This is a genomic window from Aquimarina muelleri DSM 19832, from assembly GCF_000430665.1.
Lineage (GTDB): Bacteria > Bacteroidota > Bacteroidia > Flavobacteriales > Flavobacteriaceae > Aquimarina > Aquimarina muelleri.
This window is the reverse complement of sequence record NZ_AUML01000023.1, coordinates 23742-46457: the sequence shown is the minus strand read 5'-3', so window position 1 is coordinate 46457 and position 22716 is coordinate 23742. Positions and strand designations below refer to the sequence as shown.

The 22716-nt window shown below is 31.1% G+C and carries 20 protein-coding genes; 14 read left to right on the top strand and 6 right to left on the bottom strand.

The features are described 5' to 3' along the window. Positions 1 to 117 precede the first annotated feature (117 nt). Genes H527_RS0110375 through tilS form a run of 3 tightly spaced genes read right to left on the bottom strand, consistent with a single transcriptional unit; the run spans position 118 to position 3835 of the window. The gene (locus H527_RS0110375; RefSeq protein ID WP_027412659.1) at positions 118 to 519 is read right to left on the bottom strand and encodes a hypothetical protein; all 402 of its coding nucleotides are present in this window, start codon (positions 517 to 519) and stop codon (positions 118 to 120) included. 23 nt (positions 520 to 542) lie between these two features. Continuing rightward, positions 543 to 2519, bottom strand: a complete 1977-nt coding sequence (locus tag H527_RS0110370; protein ID WP_027412658.1) for a protein-disulfide reductase DsbD family protein — start codon at positions 2517 to 2519, stop codon at positions 543 to 545. Continuing rightward, positions 2519 to 3835: a tRNA lysidine(34) synthetase TilS gene (gene tilS, locus H527_RS0110365; RefSeq protein ID WP_308427906.1), complete on the bottom strand. Its 1317-nt coding sequence runs from the start codon at positions 3833 to 3835 to the stop codon at positions 2519 to 2521. Before tilS ends, H527_RS0110370 begins: the two co-directional genes overlap by 1 nt. 160 nt (positions 3836 to 3995) lie before the next feature. Between tilS and H527_RS0110360 the strand changes: the two genes are divergently transcribed. Beyond that, entirely contained in the window at positions 3996 to 4697 is a 702-nt protein-coding gene (locus tag H527_RS0110360; RefSeq protein ID WP_027412656.1) for a hypothetical protein, read from the top strand. A gap of 57 nt (positions 4698 to 4754) precedes the next feature. Here H527_RS0110360 and H527_RS0110355 read toward each other — a convergent pair whose 3' ends face one another. Then, positions 4755 to 6074: an anthranilate synthase component I family protein gene (locus H527_RS0110355; protein WP_027412655.1), complete on the bottom strand. Its 1320-nt coding sequence runs from the start codon at positions 6072 to 6074 to the stop codon at positions 4755 to 4757. 4 nt (positions 6075 to 6078) lie between these two features. Continuing rightward, positions 6079 to 6618: an NADPH-dependent FMN reductase gene (locus tag H527_RS0110350; RefSeq protein ID WP_027412654.1), complete on the bottom strand. Its 540-nt coding sequence runs from the start codon at positions 6616 to 6618 to the stop codon at positions 6079 to 6081. Between the two features lie 90 nt (positions 6619 to 6708). On the opposite strand from H527_RS0110350, the gene H527_RS0110345 reads away from it, so the two are divergent. The 9 genes from H527_RS0110345 to H527_RS0110300 all read left to right on the top strand — a co-directional run bounded on the left by H527_RS0110345 (position 6709) and on the right by H527_RS0110300 (position 16158). Further along, complete coding sequence (locus H527_RS0110345; RefSeq protein WP_027412653.1) at positions 6709 to 8064, top strand: DEAD/DEAH box helicase; 1356 nt, start codon at positions 6709 to 6711, stop codon at positions 8062 to 8064. A gap of 81 nt (positions 8065 to 8145) precedes the next feature. After that, the gene (locus H527_RS0110340) at positions 8146 to 8907 is read left to right on the top strand and encodes an NYN domain-containing protein (RefSeq protein WP_027412652.1); all 762 of its coding nucleotides are present in this window, start codon (positions 8146 to 8148) and stop codon (positions 8905 to 8907) included. A gap of 194 nt (positions 8908 to 9101) precedes the next feature. Then, positions 9102 to 9434, top strand: a complete 333-nt coding sequence (locus tag H527_RS0110330; RefSeq protein ID WP_027412650.1) for an ArsR/SmtB family transcription factor — start codon at positions 9102 to 9104, stop codon at positions 9432 to 9434. Positions 9435 to 9483: 49 nt separating this feature from the next. Next, positions 9484 to 9951 carry a DUF6428 family protein gene (locus H527_RS0110325; RefSeq protein WP_027412649.1) on the top strand — a complete coding sequence of 156 codons (468 nt, stop codon included), beginning with the start codon at positions 9484 to 9486 and terminating at the stop codon, positions 9949 to 9951. A gap of 20 nt (positions 9952 to 9971) precedes the next feature. Beyond that, positions 9972 to 10604: an arsenate-mycothiol transferase ArsC gene (locus H527_RS0110320; RefSeq protein WP_027412648.1), complete on the top strand. Its 633-nt coding sequence runs from the start codon at positions 9972 to 9974 to the stop codon at positions 10602 to 10604. A 2-nt stretch (positions 10605 to 10606) separates the two neighbouring features. After that, positions 10607 to 11650, top strand: a complete 1044-nt coding sequence (gene arsB, locus H527_RS0110315) for an ACR3 family arsenite efflux transporter (RefSeq protein WP_027412647.1) — start codon at positions 10607 to 10609, stop codon at positions 11648 to 11650. Between the two features lie 502 nt (positions 11651 to 12152). Then, the gene (locus H527_RS0110310; protein WP_027412646.1) at positions 12153 to 13397 is read left to right on the top strand and encodes an NADase-type glycan-binding domain-containing protein; all 1245 of its coding nucleotides are present in this window, start codon (positions 12153 to 12155) and stop codon (positions 13395 to 13397) included. 224 nt (positions 13398 to 13621) lie between these two features. Next, on the top strand, positions 13622 to 14383 hold the full coding sequence (bla, locus tag H527_RS0110305) for a subclass B1 metallo-beta-lactamase (RefSeq protein ID WP_051316716.1): 762 nt from the start codon (positions 13622 to 13624) through the stop codon (positions 14381 to 14383). A gap of 2 nt (positions 14384 to 14385) precedes the next feature. Next, a complete protein-coding gene (locus tag H527_RS0110300; RefSeq protein ID WP_027412644.1) occupies positions 14386 to 16158 on the top strand; it encodes an ABC transporter ATP-binding protein in 1773 nt (590 codons plus the stop codon). Positions 16159 to 16281: 123 nt separating this feature from the next. Here H527_RS0110300 and lpdA read toward each other — a convergent pair whose 3' ends face one another. Further along, a complete protein-coding gene (lpdA, locus tag H527_RS0110295) occupies positions 16282 to 17688 on the bottom strand; it encodes a dihydrolipoyl dehydrogenase (RefSeq protein ID WP_027412643.1) in 1407 nt (468 codons plus the stop codon). 261 nt (positions 17689 to 17949) lie between these two features. Here lpdA and H527_RS0110290 point away from each other — a divergent pair, with 261 nt between their 5' ends. The 4 genes from H527_RS0110290 (at position 17950) to lspA (ending at position 22539) form a co-directional block, all read left to right on the top strand. Further along, positions 17950 to 19506, top strand: coding sequence for a hypothetical protein (locus H527_RS0110290; protein ID WP_027412642.1), 1557 nt, complete (start codon positions 17950 to 17952; stop codon positions 19504 to 19506). A gap of 117 nt (positions 19507 to 19623) precedes the next feature. After that, positions 19624 to 21063 carry a hypothetical protein gene (locus tag H527_RS21825; RefSeq protein ID WP_051316715.1) on the top strand — a complete coding sequence of 480 codons (1440 nt, stop codon included), beginning with the start codon at positions 19624 to 19626 and terminating at the stop codon, positions 21061 to 21063. Positions 21064 to 21309: 246 nt separating this feature from the next. After that, positions 21310 to 21852, top strand: coding sequence for a GNAT family N-acetyltransferase (locus H527_RS0110280; RefSeq protein ID WP_027412641.1), 543 nt, complete (start codon positions 21310 to 21312; stop codon positions 21850 to 21852). A gap of 177 nt (positions 21853 to 22029) precedes the next feature. Beyond that, positions 22030 to 22539 (top strand): signal peptidase II, encoded by a 510-nt coding sequence (gene lspA / locus H527_RS21820; RefSeq protein WP_035087832.1) that lies wholly within the window; start codon positions 22030 to 22032, stop codon positions 22537 to 22539. Positions 22540 to 22716 lie beyond the last annotated feature (177 nt).

Below are 22716 nucleotides of genomic sequence, written 5' to 3'. Positions count from 1 at the left end.
AGATAAAAAAATGGCGTTGCGACCAGTACAGCTTTAAGGAGATTTTAACACCTTATCATCCATATGCGTATATTAAGGAATAACACAAACCTGCATAATCCCATTATATAAAGTCTATTATTTTTTTATGTTAGGTCTTCCTGTAACTTTTTCGAATGCTATAACTTTTGCTATGCTATAATCTCCAAAAAACATTTTTTTTAGTTTGAATTTTGCTTTTATATAGTAATTTTTCTCTACCATTTTAAAAGGGCTTTCAGGCCATAGCCTATCGAAATCCGCTTTATTTACATATAGCCATTTAATAGTACCAGAAGAATCATCGAGCCATACTCTTTTATTTTTATTTAATGATTCAAAACTATATCTTAAATAATCTTTCTGCTCTATATCTACTATTTTATATTGTATAGAAGAATCAATTATTATAACTGTATTTGAAGACAAAACTCGATACTTAAAAAATAAAACTAAAAAAAACAGAAACAACATACCACATATACTTATAAAAATATTCATTAGTGGTTTTTAATTTAAAGGTTTTATTTCTTATAGTTTTTTAGGCCTGTTTTTAACCACTTTAAATATTCGTCAGTATCTGGTGTATATGCTGTAGTATGGTTCAATAAATTAATATCTGTATCTAAAAGCACATAATAAGGTTGCGAATTGTTTTTGAAATTAAGAGTTTGAAAAGTTGCCCACTTATCCCCTATCGTTCTAATATCTTTTACTCTTCCTTCGGATTTCAAATATTTAAATTGATCTTTTTCTGATAATTCTTTTCGATCATCCACATACAAAGATATTAAGATATACTCGTTTTTAAGTATATCCATAATTTCTGGATGACTCCACACCTGCTCTTCCATTTTACGACAGTTTACACATGCCCATCCTGTAAAATCTAATATAATGGGTTTATTCTGTATTTTGGCTGCTTTAAGTCCTTCTTCAAAATCGGTATATGCATTAAGCCCTAATGGCCCATGTGCTTCTTTTTCATAAATACTATAAAATAAAGGAGGAGGAAAACCACTTAACAATTTTAAATTTGCATACGTGGTATTGGTTAGCCCAGGGATTAAGTAAATTACAAATGCTAAAATTAATACTCCTAATGTTTTTCTACCAATACTTAGTTTTTGTATAGGGCTATCATGTGGAAAACGTATTTTTCCAAAAAGATATAAAACCATTACTACACCTATTACAATCCAAATTCCTATAAATATTTCTCGTTTTAAAATACCCCAGTGTTCTACAAGGTCTGCATTGGATAAAAACTTAAACGCCAATGCTAATTCTACAAAACCTAATACTACTTTTACAGTATTTAACCAACCTCCGCTTTTTGGTAAAGAATTCAACCAATTAGGAAACAGAGCAAATAACCCAAATGGTAAAGCCAAAGCCAAACCAAATCCTCCCATACCAAAGCTTAACTGCATTGCTCCACCATCACTACTTAACGACCCTCCTAACAAAGATCCTAGGATTGGCCCTGTGCATGAAAAGGAAACTAATGCCAATGTTAATGCCATAAAAAAGATACCTATAACACCTCCTATACTATTTGCTTTACTATCCAGTTTATTACTCCAAGATGCTGGCAATGTTATTTCGAAATATCCAAAAAAGGATATAGCAAACACTATAAAAATAACAAAGAACACAATATTAAGAGTGACATTTGTAGAAATGTTGTTTAATATTTCTGGATCTAAAGAGTCTAACAAATGAAATGGTAAGCTTAATAAAATATAGATTATAAATATAAAAAACGCATATAAAATGGCGTTAAACAATCCTTTTTTACGATCCTTATTTCCTTTGGTAAAAAAGGAAACCGTAAGTGGTATCATAGGAAAAACACATGGGGTTAATAATGCTATTAATCCTCCTAAAAAGCCTAAAATAAATATGGTGAAATAACTTTTCTCTTCCGTATCTTCTGAAGGGTAAACATCCCATCCTTTTACGTTTATATCTAATCCTTTTGATTTTTCTTGATCCTTTGCTGTAATACTTGAAAGATCTCCTTTATTTTCAACTGCTGCACCATCAAGATTTATATTAAATTGTACTATTTCTGGTGCAAGACATCTTTCGTCATCACATACCGAAAAGAACACCTCTGCGTTTATTTGTTTTATATTTTTATCTACAAGCTTTATTTTTTGAAAAAAGACAGCTTTATCTTCAAAATACTTAACATCCATTTCGAAGATGTTATCATATTTTTCAATTCCATTTGGCTCATTAGTTTCTCCTACAAGGGTATATGTTTGCGGTGTATTATCAAAAGTGAATTCTGTAGGTGTAGGTGCTATTTCATCGCCTTCTGCCTCATTTTGTGAATATAAATGCCAGCCTTTATCTAATGTAGCCTTAAAATGTAATACATAAGTATCTTCTGTTTCTTTTTCTACACTTGCTTTCCATTTAATAGGATCTAATGTTTGCGAAAAAAGTATTGTAGAAAATAGTAAAGTGATTAGTAATATTAGATTTCGCATTAGATCAAGGTTATTTTAAGTATTTGTTTTGTTTGAGGGCTTATTTTATATCTATTATCTGCTCTGTAATTTATAATCCATATAATTTCTTTTCCAGAGCATAATAACCATACTCTCTCTTTAGCTAAAAGAGATAATTTTTCGTCTTTAAAATATTTACTAAGTTTTTTCTTTCCTTTCATCCCTAAAGGGTAAAAATAATCTCCTTCTTTCCATTTTCTTACAATTAAAGGGTACTTTAACTTTTCTTTATCAACATAAACCGTATTCAGGTTTGTATCTGAAATTCCTACTACTACTTTAAATTTAAGTGCTCCAGAAGGAATCATTATCATACTTTCTTCTTCAGGTATACTATATTCCCGATATGATATCTCTTCAGGTATATCAGTTAATAATAAATAACCTCTGTCTTTAACTAATCTATGGGATTCTGAAAACACTTGCTTGCCAGATTGAGCTGTTATTATCTGCTCAATATCCCCCCAAGCTTTAAATCCATAATCTTTTAATAAAAAATATAAATTGGTTCGTGGATTTCCAAACTCACCCAATTTACATATTGATATCTTAATGTACCCTTTATCGGAAGTTTCAAATAATTCTTTTTTAAGATAAGATATTTGCCCTTGAATAAACTCGTTACTTTGTTTAAGATACTCTATAGTGGTATTAAAATTGGATAAAAACCTCGGGTTTACCAATTTTAAATTGGGAACTACTTCGTGCCTAAGATTATTCCGAAGATATTTTATACTACTATTACTACTGTCTTCTCTCCAATCCAATACATTATCCTTGGCAAATTTTAGAATTTCAGTTCTGGAAAAAGGAAGAAGAGGACGAATAAAAATTTCATTAATTTCTGGTATTCCTGTTAAACCTTCTATTCCTGTACCTCTAGATAAATTAATCAAAAAAGTCTCTAAGTTATCATCTGCATGATGTGCTGTTAAAATATAATCAAAACCATGTTCTGTTGCTAGTTTTTTAAACCAATCATATCGCAAATCTCTAGCTGCCATCTGTATAGACAACTTATGTTCTTTTGCATATTTTTTGGTATCAAAATCTATTCTAAAAAAAGGGATATGGAGTTTTTCTGCTAGCTTTATTATAAATTTCTCGTCTCCATCACTTTCTTTTCCTCGTAATTTAAAATTACAGTGTGCTACACTAAAATCAATTTCTAACGTATCTAAAAGTTTTACTAAGACAATACTATCTAATCCTCCACTACAAGCAATTAATAATTTGCTTCCTGAAAGAAAAGGAAAATTGGTTATAATATGATTTCTAAATTCTTGTAACAACAAATTTAATATTATCTATTTTTTAGCTTTTTCAAATATACGATTTTGAATGGCTATCACAATCCTAAATAAAACCACAGTTAAAAACTGATTATCAGGTTTTTAACATTAAATTTAATTTGTTTTCCTTATTTTTAGAAAACAACTCTTAAATCAAGTACCTATGAATACCACTAATGAATTACAAAAATATAAAAGGACTGATGATAAAAAGGAATTTAGTAAAAAGTTATTATCCATCGTACCCCACTTACATCCATATGTAAAACACAGACTTTATATAGCAGAAAGCACAGGTATTTTACCTCAAAACATGTATTGTTCTAATGGTATTATTGATGATGCAATCGTTAAATTACACCAAGATAATCTAGATACAGAAATAGATACTTTATCTCTAGAGCTTCAACTTTTTAAAATAGCAGATGAGCTTATGGATGAACTACATCAACGCGAAGGGTGGCATCAAAAAAATATTAGTACTAGTTATTTTTTAAAAAAAGAACTAAAGGAACTTGAAGAAAATTATACCGTAGAAGGTGATAATGAACTTATAATGAAAGAAGAGTTAGATGATATTTGTTATCGTCAAAATTCCGAAGACAAGCTAAATTTTATTTATGATGACCAAGATTCTGCTATCCTTAGAGTTATAGATTCTAAATCTTCTTCTGCCTATAAAAAACAGAAATTATTAGGTAAATTTTATAGTTGGTTACCTATGGAAACCTCTAAAGTTATTGACCTTTTCGTTTTTGGCAAATTAAATTTTGAAGAAATAGCAATTATCAAAGACATGACTGCCAAAGAGGTTAAAGAAATTATTATTGATGTAAGAAAGAGTTTTAGAAGAAATCTTATTTAATTAAATAAGTCATTTAGTTTTTGAGTTTGAAGGTTTGAGACAAGACAAGTCATATACTCAAAAACTAGTCCCCTCTAATGCCTCGCGCATAGCCTTTGCCTTCAGTAAACATTCTTCATATTCTTTATCTGGATCTGATTTAGCAGTTATTGCTCCTCCAACAGTATAAGAAACATATTGTTTTTCTTTATTATATAATATACTTCTAATAACCACATTAAAATCAAAATTTCCTTCTGGCGAAAAATATCCTACTGCGCCACTATACAATCCTCTTTTAGATTCTTCCAGATTTTCTATAATTTGCATAGCAGATATTTTAGGAGCTCCTGTCATACTTCCCATTGGGAAAGTGGTTTTAATAACATCTACAGGAGAGGTATTACTACCGATTTCAGAAACCACTGTCGAGATCATTTGATGCACTTGATCAAAAGAGTATACTTTACACAGCTCTTCAACTTTAACCGATCCTTTTGTTGCTGTTTTGGATAAATCATTTCGTACCAGATCTACAATCATAATATTTTCTGATCGTTCTTTAAGGTCTTTTTCTAAATCGGATATCATTTTTTTATCCTCCTTAATATCCAAAGATCTCTTTGCTGTACCTTTTATAGGCTGAGAGATTATTTTTTTGCCTTCCTTTCTTAAATATCGTTCTGGCGATGCAGATAATAAATAACAATGATTCATCTTAAAAAAGGTAGCAAAAGGAGGTTTCGAAATAGAATTTAAATGATAATAGGTCTGTAAAGGATGTATACAACTATTTTTTGCATAAAACTCTTGGCAAAAATTAGCTTCGTATATATCTCCCCGATGAATATGAGCAAGCATTTGATTTACTTTTTCTTTATATACATCTTTTGTTATCCTAAGGCTTATTTTTATTTTTTCGCATGGTTGTCCCATGTCTTTATCAAAAACACCTGTTTCTATACTGATAGCAGTTATATATTCAAAATCTTCTTCTATTTCATCATCCACCATTCTTAAATACTGAATCTCTAGAGTATTACCTTTAAGCAGAAAAAGTTTTTTAGGCTGAAAAAAACACAAATCAGGAAAACCAAGATCATCTTGGTTTTTGGAAACCAGATTTTCTACATCATTTTTAAGATCATAAGAAAGGTAACCAAAAATCCAATCCTGAGTTTGTTCCTGATACTCCTTTAATTTATCAAAACCATTATAATAATCTGTTTTAATACCAGTAAAAGCATCTACCGCAAGTACTGCATCATAACTAGAATATTGTTGTTTATAATCGTTAGAATCCAACCATATAACCTCTTCAAACTGTTGCGCCCATTGCAATAATTTAGCTTTAAATTCTAAAGGGTTTTCTAAAACGTATTCTTTACTACTTCGCACTTGCTCATTCAATTTGATGTGCAAAAGTACTTAGAACTTCGTTTAATCCCAATAAAAGAGTCTCATCTATTACCGTATTAGATTCTACCGAAAAATTTTCGTAAAAAGAAGGGAAACTAAAACTATCTGTAATCTCTGCTCCAAATCTTGGTAATACTTCCTTGGCAAACTCTAAAGCACTTACTGCCCCTCTTTTTCCAGGAGAAGTACTCATTAATAAAATTTTCTTGTTTTCTAAAAAATTACGATCTATTCTGGACAACCAATCTATTACGTTTTTAAAAAAGGCACTCCAACCACCATTATGCTCATTTACAGAAATAATCAAAGCATCTACTTCAGAAATCTCTTGTCTTAGTCCCATAATCATTCCTGGAAAACCATTATTCTTTTCTTCATCTTCACTATACATCGGCATTGGGTAATTAATAAGGCTTATAACCCTGGTTTCATGTCCTTTTATTTGTGAAACTACAAAACCCACCAATTTATGATTGATAGAAGTACTGCTATTAGAACCTGCAAAGGCAAGAATTTTCTTCATTAGTATTGTATTTAGAAATCAAAAGTAACCAAAATGCATACAGTCCCAAAATAAGGCTACCTTTGTAACATCAAAAAAAATATATTCAAATTGACTTTTCGAGATTTAAATTTAAGCACCCAACTTATTAATGCCCTTGATGATTTAGGGTTTGATACCCCAACACCAATACAAGAGCAGGCATTTGCACCAGTAATGTCTGGTAAAGATGTAGTTGGTATTGCACAAACTGGTACTGGTAAAACGTATGCCTATATGCTTCCTATTTTAAGGATGTTAAAATATTCTGTACAAGACAATCCAAGAGTATTAGTACTGGTTCCTACTCGTGAACTTGTTGTACAGGTAGTAGATGAAATCGAAAAATTATCTACCTATCTTAACATGCGTATTACAGGAGTTTATGGTGGTACCAATATAAACACCCAAAAACAAGCAGTTGCAAAAGGATTAGATATTATTGTTGCTACCCCAGGTCGTTTATACGATCTTGCAGTAAGTAGAGTTTTACAACTTAAATCTATACAAAAATTGGTAATAGATGAAGTAGATGTAATGCTAGATCTAGGATTTAGACATCAATTAATGAATATTTTTGATATCCTTCCGCAGCAGCGACAAAATATTATGTTTTCTGCGACTATGACAGAAGAGGTAGACAAAATGATTTCTGAAATATTTGTTACCCCACAAAGAATATCTGTTGCCAAAAGTGGAACACCTTTAGAGAACATTAAACAATATGGTTATAAAGTACCTAACTTTTATACAAAAGTAAATCTGTTAGAGCATTTACTTGCCGATACCGAGACTTTTCATAAAACCTTAATTTTTGTTGGATATAAAAAGATTGCAGATCGTTTGTTTGAGCAATTAGAAAAAAATTACAAAGAAGAAATTTGTATTATACACTCTAATAAAACTCAAAACTACAGATTGCGAAGTATCGAGCAATTTAGAAAAGGAGAAAATAGAATTTTGATAGCTACCGATGTAATGGCTAGAGGATTGGATATAGAAAATGTAAGTCAGGTAATTAATCTGGATACCCCAGAATATCCTGAAAATTATATGCACCGTATCGGTAGAACCGGGCGTGCAGAAAAAGAAGGTGTTTCGTTTGTGCTTACCACAGAAAAAGAACAAGAACATCTAGATGCTATCGAAAGTTTAATGGAAATGGAAATCGAGCAATTGGATATTCCTAGTAGTGTCGAAATCTCGGAGCAACTTACTCCAGAAGAACAGCCAAAAATTCTGGAAATCAACAATCCTCATAAACGCCCTAATGATGAGGTTGGAGCTTCGTTTCATGAAAAAAAAGAAAAAAACAAAAAAGTAAATTTGGGTGGCTCCTACCAACGAGAAATTAAAAAGAAATACAAAAAACCAAAAACCAAAGGAGACAAAACCTATAACTTAAAAAATAAAAATAAGAAGCGATAATAGAATTGCCTTTTTGCTTTTATCAAAATAGTATAAATACCTTTTATCATTAAATTACTAAAAAACATATAATTCTTTCTTATGGATTTAAATCTTGCTGTATTAATCGATGGAGATAATATCCCATCTACTTATATAAAAGAAATGATGGAAGAAATTGCAAAATATGGCAATCCAACTATTAAAAGAATTTATGGAGACTGGACAAAACCAGATCTCGCAAAGTGGAAAAAGATCCTTTTAGAAAACGCTATTACCCCTATCCAACAATATGGATATACAAGAGGTAAAAACGCTACCGATTCTGCAATGATTATAGATGCCATGGATATTTTATATTCTGAAAAAGTAAATGGTTTTTGTTTGGTATCCAGCGATAGTGATTTTACCCGTTTAGCGACAAGGCTTAGAGAGGCTGGAATGAAAGTTTTTGGAATTGGAGAAAAAAAGACTCCAAACCCTTTTATTGTAGCTTGCGATAAATTTATTTATCTCGAAATCCTTAAATACGAAGCAGAAGAAAATGAATCCGAATCTACAGACAGTAAACCCCTTCCTAAAAATAATGTAGATAAAATTACCCCAAAAGACATTAAATTAATTTCGCATACCATATCTGATGTAGCAGATGACGATGGCTGGGCTTTTTTGGGAGATGTTGGTAGTTTGTTACAAAAAAAACAACCTAATTTTGATTCCAGAAACTATGGTTTCCAAAAGCTAACCCCTTTAATACAATCTATTAAACATTTTGAAATAGAGCAACGAGAAGCTGCAAAAGGACGGTCTAAACTAATCTATGTTAGAAATAAAAAACAAAGTAGAACCTCTTCAAAAAAATAAATTACAAAACCACCTCCTGAAACCTTGATTTTATAACTGTTTTCTGAATTTTGCGTTGTCAGCAATATTTGTGTTTGGTCTTTTTTGTGATCAAATCGTAAAACAATAACTTTAAAAAACACTACTGCACTCGAAAAATATTTGGATAACTCAAACATTCATCGTAATATTGCTATAAACAAATAAAACAACAAATGGGATTAGCCAAAACCGAAATGTTTACCGACCAACAAAATGAAATTGCTCTTTTTGCAAAAGTTTTTGGTCATCCTGCCAGAGTTTCTATTTTACAATACTTATTTAAAATAAACTCTTGTATTTGTGGAGATTTAGTAAATCAAATTGGACTTGCCCAACCAACAATATCACAGCATTTAAAAGAACTAAAACATTTAGGACTAATCAAAGGAAACGTAGAAGGAACAAGTGTTTGCTATTGTATTCACACAGAAAATTGGATAAAAATGAAAGAGACAATGTTACAGTTTCTAAATCAAGATATTTCTAAAATAGAAGATTGTTGCTAAAAAATTTTAAATCAATTAATCGTATAATCGCAATAAACAAATAAATAAAATGAAGCTAACAGAAGTTAAAAACAAGCTAAACGAATTGGAAAAAATCTCCTTTCAGCTACCAAACGGAGAATTAGTCCCAAATCACTTTCATGTTACAGAAATTGGAAAAATCACAAAAAAATTTATTGATTGTGGTGGAACTATACGAAATGAAGAAGTTGTAAACTTTCAGCTTTGGAACGCAAATGACTATGATCACAGATTACATCCAGAAAAATTATTAAACATAATTGAACTTTCAGAAAAAGTTTTGGAAATAGGTGATTTAGAAATTGAAGTAGAATACCAAGCAGAAACTATTGGTAAATTTGGACTTGATTTTGACGGGACAAACTTTCTTTTAACTACAAAACAAACCGATTGTTTAGCAAAAGATCAATGCGGTATTCCTGCAGAAAAAAGTAAAATAAAATTATCTGAATTGAATAATGAACCTTGTTGCTCTCCAGATGGTAATTGTTGCTAAACACTCTAAAGTTAAAGAAAATGATAACAACACAATCAATGCTTTTTCAAAAAATAGAAAATTCAATCCAGAATCTAAAACCTAAAACTATTTCAGATGAACGTAAAGCAGTTTTACAACCACTAATTAAATATATTCAATCAAAAGTTTCCAATCACCAAGAAATTCGTATTAACTTTATATGTACTCATAATTCAAGAAGAAGTCATTTATCACAAGTTTGGGCACAAACTTTAGCCTATTATTTCAATGTCAAAAATATATTCTGTTATTCAGGTGGCACAGAAAATACTGCACTTTTTCCAATGGTTGTTGAAACCTTACAAAATTCAGGCTTTGAAATAAAAGCACTTTCAGAAGGTAATAATCCTATTTACAGTATTAAATATTCAGAGAACGAGCATCCAATCATTGGTTTTTCTAAAAAAATAGAGGATAAATTTAATCCAAAATCTGAATTTGCAGCGATTATGACTTGCTCACAAGCTGATGGGGGTTGTCCTTTTATTGCAGGTGCAGAAGAACGTATACCTATAACTTTTGAAGACCCTAAAGTATTTGATAACACAACACAACAGGTTAAAAAATACAATGAAAGAAGTTTACAAATTGCAACTGAACTATTTTACGTTTTCTCTCAAATCAATTCATAAAAATGGCTACAAAAAAATTAAGTTTTCTCGACAGAAATTTGACTTTATGGATTTTTATTGCAATGGCTATCGGGGTTGGACTTGGATATTTTATCCCTACATTTCCTAACATCATAAATTCATTTAGTAGTGGAACAACTAATATTCCGATTGCAATTGGTTTGATTTTAATGATGTATCCACCTTTAGCAAAAGTCAATTATTCTCTCTTACCAAAAGTGTTCCGGAATACAAAAATACTTTCTATTTCACTAATCCTTAATTGGATAATTGGTCCTGTTTTAATGTTTGTTTTGGCAATCACTTTCTTACGTGATTATCCCGAATATATGGTCGGGTTAATCTTGATTGGTTTGGCTCGTTGTATTGCTATGGTACTAGTTTGGAACGACCTTGCTGAAGGAAGTAACGAATATGGTGCTGGTTTGGTTGCATTAAATAGTATTTTTCAAGTTTTTGCATACAGCTTTTATGCTTGGATTTTTATAACTGTTCTTCCACCCTATTTCGGCTTTGAAGGTGCAATCGTTGATATATCAATCAGAACGATTGCTGAAAGTGTAGTTATTTATTTAGGTATTCCCTTTATAATGGGAATTTTAAGCCGACTGATTTTAGTTAAATTAAAAGGCGAAGAATGGTACACAAAAAAATTCATTCCAACTATTTCACCAATAACATTAATTGCACTCTTATTTACCATTGTAATTATGTTTTCGTTAAAAGGCGAGTTGATTGTAGAAATTCCAATGGACGTTTTAATCATCGCTGTTCCATTACTTATCTATTTTAGTTTAATGTTTATCATTGGTTTTTTCTTTACCAAAGCAATGGGAGCAGAATACGATAAGACCGCAGCAGTTGCATTTACAGCAGCAGGAAATAATTTTGAATTAGCAATTGCAGTTGCTATTGCTGTTTTCGGACTGAATTCAGGTCAAGCATTTACAGGTGTCATTGGACCTTTGGTAGAGGTTCCCGCCTTAATTTTATTGGTTCGAGTTTCTTTTTGGCTTCGGAAAAAGTATTACAAAAAAGTCAATTAAAGTTATGCCCATTCATAATTTACACCAACCAACCATGCAAATAATTAGAATGTAAAAAACACTATCCACTCACAGTCAAGTAGCAGCAAAGGGTCTTACTCCCTAAACCTATCCTAGTATTATATAATCTAAAAGAATCGTATGTAAACTCATACGATTCTTCAAATTCGTATAACCAATTAATAATCGTGGAGAATTAAACTCCACAATGTAGATTAAAGGGTTTAAAAAATATAATCCTTTAAAACAAGTTACTTAACAGCTACTTCAAAATGACAGTAATTATATGCTAAACTTCTTGAAAAAATTAACATAGATTAACACTAAATATATGATCATAGTCACTAAATGATAAATAAAGGTTCTTGTATATTTGCAGGGGTGTAAATATTTTATGTTAAGAAAATGACTCAGGCTAACTTAAAATTATTTATAAAAAGATATAATATTCCCCAAGACAAATACTCATAACTTTATCTTATATAAAATTAAATTCAGAACAATGAAAATTTTATTTAAATTTATATTATTAATTTTTACAACTAGTGCATTAGCTCAAGAATTAGATACTTTACATACTACTATAGGAGAAACCTTTGATTTTGGAATTGAAGTACAAAATAATTGGAAAAAACGAGACCAATTATTGGCTGATTTAGAAAGTGGAAAAAAGAACTGGGATAATTTAACAAAAGAAGAGGGTAAACTCTTTGAAAAATATGATGAAACATATGGAAGTATGTGGGATATTGAAGGTGGTGGTTGTAGTTGGTATTGTGGTGCTGGAGGCTACACCGTAAAGACTTCATCTCAACTTTCACCAAATGGAGTATTAAACTATAAATCTGAAAATTTAACCGATTTTAGTTATCAAACTGCTTGGGTAGAGGGAAAAAGTGGAGATGGAATTGGTGAATCTATAGAGTTTAGTTTTCCCCCAGTTCATCCAAGAGTTTCTACAATAATAATTGCAAACGGGTATATTAAAAGTAAAAAACATTGGAAAGACAACTCGCGGGTTCATAAATTAAAAATGTATATCAACAACAAACCTTATGCTATTATTGAGTTAAAGGACGTCTATGCCAAACAGTTAATAACACTCAAAAAAAACCTAGGATACTCTGAAAGAGATGACCTTGACATTCTTAAAGAAAAAGAAAATTGGAACGTAAAATTAGAAATAATATCAGTTTATAAAGGAAATAAGTATGATGATACAGCAATCACAGAAATATACTTTGATGGTTTAGATGTTCATTGTTTAGCAAAAGGCACCCTTGTTACAATGGGAGACAATAGTCTAAAAGAAATAGAATTATTAAATATTGGAGATGAAATTTTATCCTTTAATACAGAAACTAAAAAAAATGAAATTTCCGTAATTACAGAATTAGCAAACCCAATCCATAAAGACCTGATAAAAATTGATTTTTCTAATAACACAAGTATCACTTGTACCAAAGACCACCCTTTTTTATCTATAAAATCTCAATGGACTTCCAATGACCCAAAAAAAACAGAAAGAGACTACGAAATCTCTAATGTAACTCTACTAAAACTAGGGAGTAAAATCAAAACTCTACATGAGATAATTGAAGTTGTAAAAATTACCGAAATTAAATCTGAGCAAAAAACATATACTATAGTAAATTTGAATAAGAACAAAACATTTATTGCTAACGGAATAATAACAGGAATCGAAAAATTACGTATCCAAAAAAGATGTACAAAGCACAGTTTGTGATATCTTTTTTAACTTTGAAATAGTTCGAATAGAAATTCAATTTATAATACTATTTCCAAAAATCAATAACCTGGGGGCAAACTCCGAGGTATGCTTCCGAAAAATATATTTTGTTTTCGAGGCAAGCCTAAGATAATTAAACTCCACAATGTGGATTAAAATGGTATAATTTCTAAATCTTAAATATTAAGGTTTGTTATTATTTTTAAACAAAAAAGATCATCTTGAAAAATCTTTATCAAAACAATCATTATTTCTTTGTCTTCCTTTTATTAGTAACCAGTTTTTTTTCTTGCAAAAAAGAGAAAGACAATCCTGATATTATGGTTTCTAAAGAGCTTACCATTAAAAAACTTAGTGATCATAGTTATATACATATTTCTAAACTTGTATTAGAAAACGGAGCTCAATATGACTGCAACGGTTTTATATACGTAAATAATAAAGAAGCATATATATTTGATACTCCTGCAAATGATAATGCCACTACAGATTTAATACAATGGCTTCAAAAAAATAAGAAAACAACTATAAAAGGAGTAATTTTTAATCACTTTCATGCAGATTGTAACGAGGGAATGGATGTTTTTAAAAAAGAAGGAATACCAACAATTGCCAGCAAAAAAACTGCTGAATTAATGGCACTACATAAATACCCTGAACCCAATTTATTATTTAAAGAACAACTTACACTCACTTTAGGAAATAAAACCATTATAAATACTTTTATGGGTGAAGCCCATACCGTAGATAATATCGTTTCTTATTTCCCTGATGAAGAACTTATTTTTGGTGGATGTATGATTAAAAGTATCGATGCAAAAAAAGGAAATCTGGCAGACGCCAATATAAAAGAGTGGTCTGCCACAGTATCCAAAATAAAAAACGCATATCCTAAAATAAAAACAGTTATTCCCGGGCATGGAGAACATGGAAATACCAAACTATTAGATTACACTATTTCTTTATTTAAAGCAGAAAAGTAAACATGAGAGAATTTCAAAATAACTCTACCCAAAAAGATAAAAAAAAATCCAAAGTTAGCATTGGTCAGGCGTTCAAAACCATTATTTGGCCAAGAAAAAACCTTGTTTTGATTGGGTTATTATTAATTGTACTTAGCAGATTAGCTAGTCTAGTACTACCTATGGCTACTAAATACTTAATGGATGATGTTATTGCTAAAAAAGATTTTAAAATGTTACAGTTATTATTAATTAGTGTAGCTGCTGCTATTTTAATACAATCTATAACCTCCTATCTTTTAACGCGAATACTTAGTGTACAAGCACAATTTTTAATTTCAGAATTACGGGCACAGGTACAAAAAAAAGTACTCTCTTTACCTATTAGTTTTTTTGACAACACAAAATCAGGAGCTTTGGTATCTCGTATCATGAATGATGTAGAAGGGGTACGAAATTTAATCGGTACAGGATTAGTACAATTAGTAGGTGGCACTATTACCGCTATTATCTCATTAATTTTATTAATTCGTATTAGCCCGTCAATGACCTTATTTGTATTGGTACCTGTTTCTATATTTGGTGTGATAGCATTAAAAGCTTTTAAATTTATTCGACCTATTTTTAGAAAAAGAGGAGTTATTAATTCCGAGGTAACAGGTAGACTAACCGAAACACTTGCTGGAGTTAGAGTAATAAAAGGCTTTAATGCAGAAGAACAAGAAAACAAAATATTTGAAGAAGGAGTAGATCGTTTATTTCAAAATGTAAAAAAGAGCTTAACCACAACCGCATTAATGACTAGTTCTGCTACTTTTTTATTAGGTATTGCTTCTACAGGCATTATGGGGATTGGTGGTTACAAAATTATTATAGGCGAACTAACTATTGGTGATTTTCTTTCTTTTACGTTATTACTTGGATTTATGATCGCCCCTATCGTGCAAATGAGTAATATCGGAAGCCAATTAACCGAAGCATTGGCAGGTCTAGATCGTACAGAAGAGTTAATGAATATGACTCCTGAAGAAGAAATACAGGATCGAACTATAGAGCTTAAGGATATAAAAGGAAATATTATTTTTGACAATGTTTCGTTTGCCTATCAAGAAGAAAAAAACGTTATACATAACATCAGTTTTAATGCTCCATCAGGTACTGTAACTGCGTTGGTGGGTAGTTCTGGATCTGGAAAATCTACAATTGCAGGCTTGTCTGCTACTTTTTTGAATCCAAAATCAGGACTTATTACTGTAGATGGCAACGATATCTCTAAAGTAAAACTGCATAGCTATCGTCGTAACCTTGGAGTTGTTTTACAAGACGAATTTTTATTTGAAGGTACTATACTACAAAATATAATGTTCCCAAAACCAAATGCAACAGAAGAACAAGTACAAAAAGCGGTTAATGCAGCTTATGTAAACGAGTTTACAGATCGTTTTGAAGATGGATTAAATACTTTAATAGGAGAACGAGGAGTAAAACTATCTGGAGGGCAAAGACAACGAATTGCTATTGCAAGAGCTATTTTGGCAGATCCAAAAATTATCATATTAGATGAAGCAACCTCTAATCTGGATACAGAAAGTGAAGCTTTAATACAAAAAAGTTTAAATCAATTAATGAAAGGCAGAACTACTTTTGTTATTGCACATAGATTAAGTACGATCAAAAAAGCCGATCAAATTTTAGTTATAGAATCGGGCAAAATAGCCGAAAGAGGCACTCATGAAGAATTAATCTCTTCAGAAGGCAGGTACTTTGATTTGTATACCTATCAAGCAAGGATTTAGAATGAATCTTGTAAACAAACTAGTAATCCCCATATTGCGATGGGTCGCATAAAAACTAGATAAAAGAAAAATTCCCGATTAAAATATTTTAATCGGGAATTTTTCTTTTATCTAAATTTTCTTTTAGACATGTAATGCTCTATTATCTGTAGCAGCTAAAGCAGCCTCTTTTACAGCTTCTGTAAAGGTTGGATGTGCATGTGACATTCGAGAAATATCCTCGGCAGATGCTCTAAACTCCATTGCAGTAACTGCTTCGGCAATAAGATCGGCACAACGTGCTCCAATCATATGTACCCCTAATACCTCATCTGTAGTTTCGTCTGCTAGGATTTTTACAAACCCATCTAAATCTCCACTAGCCCTAGATCTACCCAATGCTCTAAATGGAAATTGCCCTGATTTATACTTTACCCCTGCTTCTATTAACTCTTCTTCTGTTTTACCTACAGCAGCAACTTCTGGCCAAGTATATACTACTCCTGGGATTAAGTTATAATCAATATGTGGTTTTTGTCCCGCTAAAGTTTCTGCAACAAAAGTTCCTTCTTCTTCGGCTTTATGTGCTAACATAGCACCTTTTATTACATCTCCAATAGCATAAATGTTGGATGCACTTGTTTGTAAGTGATCATTAACCTCAACTTGTCCTCTATCGTTAAGTTTTACTCCTGCTGCTTCTGCATTTAATCCATCGGTATATGGTCTACGACCAACAGATACTAAACAATAGTCTCCTTTAAACTCTACCGGATTTCCTTTTTTATCATCCGCAGTAATAGTAACCTCTTTTGCAGTCGCTTTTACTCCTGTAACTTTATGAGAAGTATAAAACTTTACTCCTTGCTTTTTCATTACTTTCTGTAACTCTTTAGATAGCGCTTTATCCATTCCTGGGATAATTCTATCCATATATTCTACTACAGAAACTTGTGCTCCTAAACGGCGGTATACTTGTCCAAGTTCCAAACCTATAACTCCTCCTCCAATAATCACAAGATGTTTAGGCACTTCTTTAAGAGTTAGCATCTCTGTAGAAGTAATTACTCGTTTTTTATCTATTTTAATAAACGGCAGAGTTGATGGTTTAGAACCTGTAGCAATAATAGTGTTTTTTGCTTCGATAGTTTCTACAGCTCCATCAGTCTTTGTTATATTAATATGCGTAGCATCTTTAAAAGCTCCAATGCCTTCAAAAACATCTATCTTATTTTTTTTCATCAAAAAACTAACGCCATCACAAGTCTGGTCTACTACAGCTTGTTTACGAGCAATCATTTTTTCAAGGTTAATCTTTACCTCTCCTGGTATTTCGATTCCATGATCTGCAAAGTGTTTTACAGCATGCTCATAATGATGAGAAGAGTCTAACAATGCTTTACTTGGGATACACCCAACATTAAGACAAGTCCCACCTAGAGTGGTATATTTTTCGATTATTGCGGTTTTCATTCCTAGTTGTGCGCATCGAATAGCGGCCACATATCCACCAGGTCCAGAGCCAATAATGGCTACATCATATGTACTCATAATAGATTATTATGTTGTGCGTATTAATTATGTAAAGCAAATGTACAAATGTTTTACTTCTTACAGAAGCGCGAATCTTGCCAAATTTATAATAAAAAACAATATTCAGAAAAACCAAAAGTTATACTTAGATAAATAGAGAGAATAAAATAGACGAAAGATTGAAACCATAAAGTTGTAAAAACAAAAATCTTTACTAATTTGCAATTTAAATACTTTATCTATTTTATTACTAAACTATTAAGACCTTTACCAACAAATATGCGTTATTTATCTTCTTTTTTATTACTTGCACTATTAATCTTATGGAGCTCTTGTCGTAATGATTTCGAATCTGCTCCCAGCATAGGAAACCTACATTTTTCTAAAGACACTCTATTTTTGGATACTGTTTTTACTAATATAGGCTCTAGTACATATCGATTTAAAGTTTATAACCGAACTGGTGAAGATTTAACTATACCTACAATTACTTTAGAACGTGGAGAAACTTCTAATTATAGACTTAACGTAGATGGAATTTCTGGAAAATCTTTTAATAACATACAAATATTAGCTAAGGATAGCATATTTGTTTTTGTAGAAACCACTACTAATATAACTGATCAAACTACAGATACCGAGTTTTTATACACAGATCGAATACTATTTGATACTGCAGGAAATCAACAAGATGTAGATTTGGTTACCTTAGTTAAAGACGCTACATTTTTGTTCCCTTCCAGAAATACAATGACAGGAGAGATTGAAACCTTACCTCTGGGAACGGACAATGAAGTTAAGATTGAGGGGTTTTCTCTACAAGACAATCAACTTAAGTTTACTAACGAAAAACCTTATGTTATTTATGGATATGCAGCAGTACCAAGCGGCAAAACATTAACAATAGACGCTGGTGCAAGAATATATTTTCATGCAAATTCAGGTATCATAGTTGCTAATGGAGGCACATTACATAGTAATGGAAAACCTAGTACAGATACTGAATTGTTAGAAAATGAAGTTATTTTTAAAGGAGATCGTTTAGAATCTGGTTTTAGTGATATCCCAGGACAATGGGGCACTATTTGGCTTACTGCAGGAAGCACTAACCACTCTATAAATCATACAACTATAAAAAATGCTACTGTAGGAATACTTATGGACTCTAATGATGGTGGTACTGATCCAACATTAATTATTAAAAACACGCAAATATATAATAGCTCTAATGTAGGACTTCTTGCGCGTACAGGAAATATATTAGGAGATAATTTGGTAATTAATAATGCTGGGCAAGTATCTCTTAACTGTTCTTTGGGCGGAACCTATAATTTTAATCATTGTACCTTTACCAATTATTCTAGCATAGGAACTGGATTTAGAGAGCTCCCTACAGTACTTATAGATAATAATTTAAAAGTTAATGAAACAGATATTGTTATAGCTGATTTGCTTGCTGCCAATTTTACAAATTGTATTATTTATGGTAATCAGGATCTGGAAATACTTTTTAGCAAAGTAGATGGCACTGCTTTTAATTACAATTTCAAAAATTGTCTACTTAAGTTTAAGGATACTGGAGATCAATTTAGCAGTAACCCTTTATATGATTTTACAAATACTGCTTTATTTGAAAATAATATATTTAATGAAGATCCTGCTTTTAAAAAACCTTTTAAAAACATGCTTAATATTAACAGAAATTCTGCTGCAAACGGAAAAGCTTCTACTCCAACAATGGGATCTGATATCTTAGGTGTTCCCAGAAATGCTACATCTCCTGATATTGGAGCCTATGAAAGTACTGATTTTGATGTATCTCTAGAATCTAATTAAAGTAAATCCATAGTAAAAACATAAATAACCTTTATTCCATAAAAGGGGTAAATACCTATAGAAAACAAATAGTATAAATAGTATATTTGAGTAACTAACCAATATTAATTTACGCAAATGAATACTAAATTTACCTATCCCGTAAGCTATCTATTAGCAATTTTCTCTCTTTTTCTTATTGTTATTTCATGTAATACCAATAAAAAAGAAAAGACGGATCCTCAACCTCCTGTTGCTTATGAAAACACAAAAGAAAATAAGGACGATTGTAATTGTAGTTCTAGCTGGTTTCCACACGCACAAACACCTCCTCCAGAAGAAGGTAAAGGAAGCCCTTTTGATACTACCAGTACTACCAATTGTATTTTTCAACAATGGGCATGGCAAAAGTTTTTATGGCTAACCAAACCTGAAGGTAAAAAAACAGTTTTTGAGAATAAGCTTATACAAGTTAGCAGCTTAATGATCCCTGTACAACCACAATTAGGGCAATCTTTGGTTCTTGGAGATATACATCAAGCTGGTTCTAGTGGGATTTTAAAAACCAACTCTCAGTTTAATTCCAGTATCCAAAAATCAGATACGGTGTACTACTCTATCCATATAGATGATACCTTAAAAATAGCAGCAGATTATTTTAAAAATGCAATTCTCGAAGAAATTATACCTCGCAATAATTCTGAAACATTTCCTGTAGGATCCTTAGAATTAAAAGTATCTTGGGTAAAGACAAGCGCAATCCCAGCAGATAAGCTTTCTGAATACTACCAAACTAAAGCGGCTATTTATGAAAATAACAAATACACTGTTCAGGATGTTGCTCTGTTAGGAATGCATGTGGTAGGAGTAGTTATAAATCATCCAGAATTTATATGGGCAACTTTTGAGCATAATGATATGGCTCCAAACTATGATTGGAAAACCAATACCGTATCCTCTACTGATGAAAAATTAATATTTGGTAAAGGGAATACGTCTTCTATAAATGGAATAATATGGAGTGGTAATCAACCTAAAGAGCTAAATAAAGCTTTTACTCTTTTTGAACTAGGAGTACCCAGAACACAAGGTAATGACTTTATGGAAACCAGTCAGAAAGAACCTGAAAATTATGATAATATAACAAAAATTAATTCCTGTGTGCACTCAAAGCTTGAGGACGTTTGGAAAAACTATTTTTATAACGGAGGGCTTTGGATTAACACCGATGGATTATCGCCTAAAAAACAAGCAGACACTATACGAAATCTAGCCGACACAATCTCTCATGCTACAAAAGGATCTATTGCCAGAGGGTCTTTAAATCTTGCTAATCTTACTATGGAAACGTATACGCAAACTTTTCAAAGTGATGTACACAAGATCAACGCAGGTAACTTAGTAAATTGTTTTGTATGTCACAATTCTGAAAATTTTAATGAGGATAATGCTAAGTCTCCTTTATATCTTAGTCATATATTTAATGGATACTTAGAACATAGTACAGGAAAAACTTTAGAAGAAGTAAATACATTAAAAACAAAAGAATTTAATGAATTATTTATACAAAAAGAGTAGAATATACTAAACCACAACCACAGAAGAAGAAGCTCACGCGAGGTATGTTTCAATATATTTTGTTTTCGAAGCTAGTTTCGGAGAATTAAACTCCACAATGTGGATTAAATTCTACAATATAAATTAAAAAATAAAGAGAAACCTGTTCCTGTTTTTATGTAGTAAAACAAGAACAGGCTTTTCTTTTAAAGAGGTTATACTATATTTACTTTTTTATGTTTTGAATTGTATAATACTATCTAAATAATGACTCCTTATCTTTTTAAATCTAAACGTTTGGGTTTTCGTAATTGGAAATCCAATGATCTAGAAATATTAACCCAAATTAATAGCGATGAGGATGTAATGGAATTTTTTTCTTTTAAGCCAACTAAAGAAGACTCTAAGGCATTTATTATTAGAATGCAAAACATGTATATAGAAAAAGGATTCTGTTACTTTGCAGTGGATTTATTAGGTACAGGCGAACTTATCGGGTTTATAGGTTTAGCAGAACAAACTTATTTAGATGATATGGGAGTTTTTATCGATATTGGTTGGCGGCTTAAAAAAAGTATTTGGAATAAAGGATACGCAACTGAAGGCGCTATAGCGTGTTTAAATTTTGGCTTTAACAATATTGGGCTAAAAAAGATATACTCTACTGCTCCTCAAATAAATAAAAAATCAGAATTGATTATGAAAAAAATAGGAATGCAACAAACAAAAACTTTTGAACACCCTAGGTTACTCGATAATGAACGGCTGAAAAAATGCGTTCTTTATAAGATTTTAACACCTAGAGATTAATATACTTTAATCGACCTCATCGCCAGTATTTAACCAATCATCTATTTACCCTATTAACTTGTATAATTTACCGTTCAAAAAACTATCTTCTTCTAAAATATAAAAACAACAGACTACTTATCATCTGGCTAGTTTATATTACATTTGAAAAGAAACAACATTAATTTTTTAGTGAAAATGAAAATAACCAAAAAAATAAGAGTGATACTGATTCTTTCCTTAATTTTCTTAAATATAGGTTGTGATCAGATTTCAAAAAATGTAGTAAGAAAAACCATTGAGCCGTATGAACGTATTGAAGTCTTTAAGGACAGTTTTGTATTAACTAAAGTAGAAAACACAGGTGCAGCTTACAGCTTAGGATCTGATTTAGGGCCGATTTTAAAGATACTCCTATTGCAAATACTTCCTATAATTGTACTTTTATTTTTGTTAAGACAAATACTAATAAAAACCGATTACTCAAAAGAAACTAATATTGGTTTTGCATTTATTATTGGTGGTGGCATAGGGAATCTCTTTGATAGAATTATGTATGGCTCTGTAACCGATTTTATGATTTTAGATTTAGTAGTCATAAAAACAGAAATATTTAATTTAGCAGATGTTTCCATAATGATAGGAGCTATTTTGGTATTGTATAGTAGTTTTTTTGGTAAAAAAGAAGCTTTGGAAACAATAAAATAACTAAGCTACATTATCATAATCAACAAATAATGTTTTCAAGTTGCATTAATCGATTTTTTAAGTATTTTTCTTTATTTTCAATAATGCATTTAGGGTTAAATTCTACTTTTTAGTAGCCATTTTATAATAAATAGCAACTAATTTTCTAGCGGTTGCAACTACTGCCTTTTTTATTTA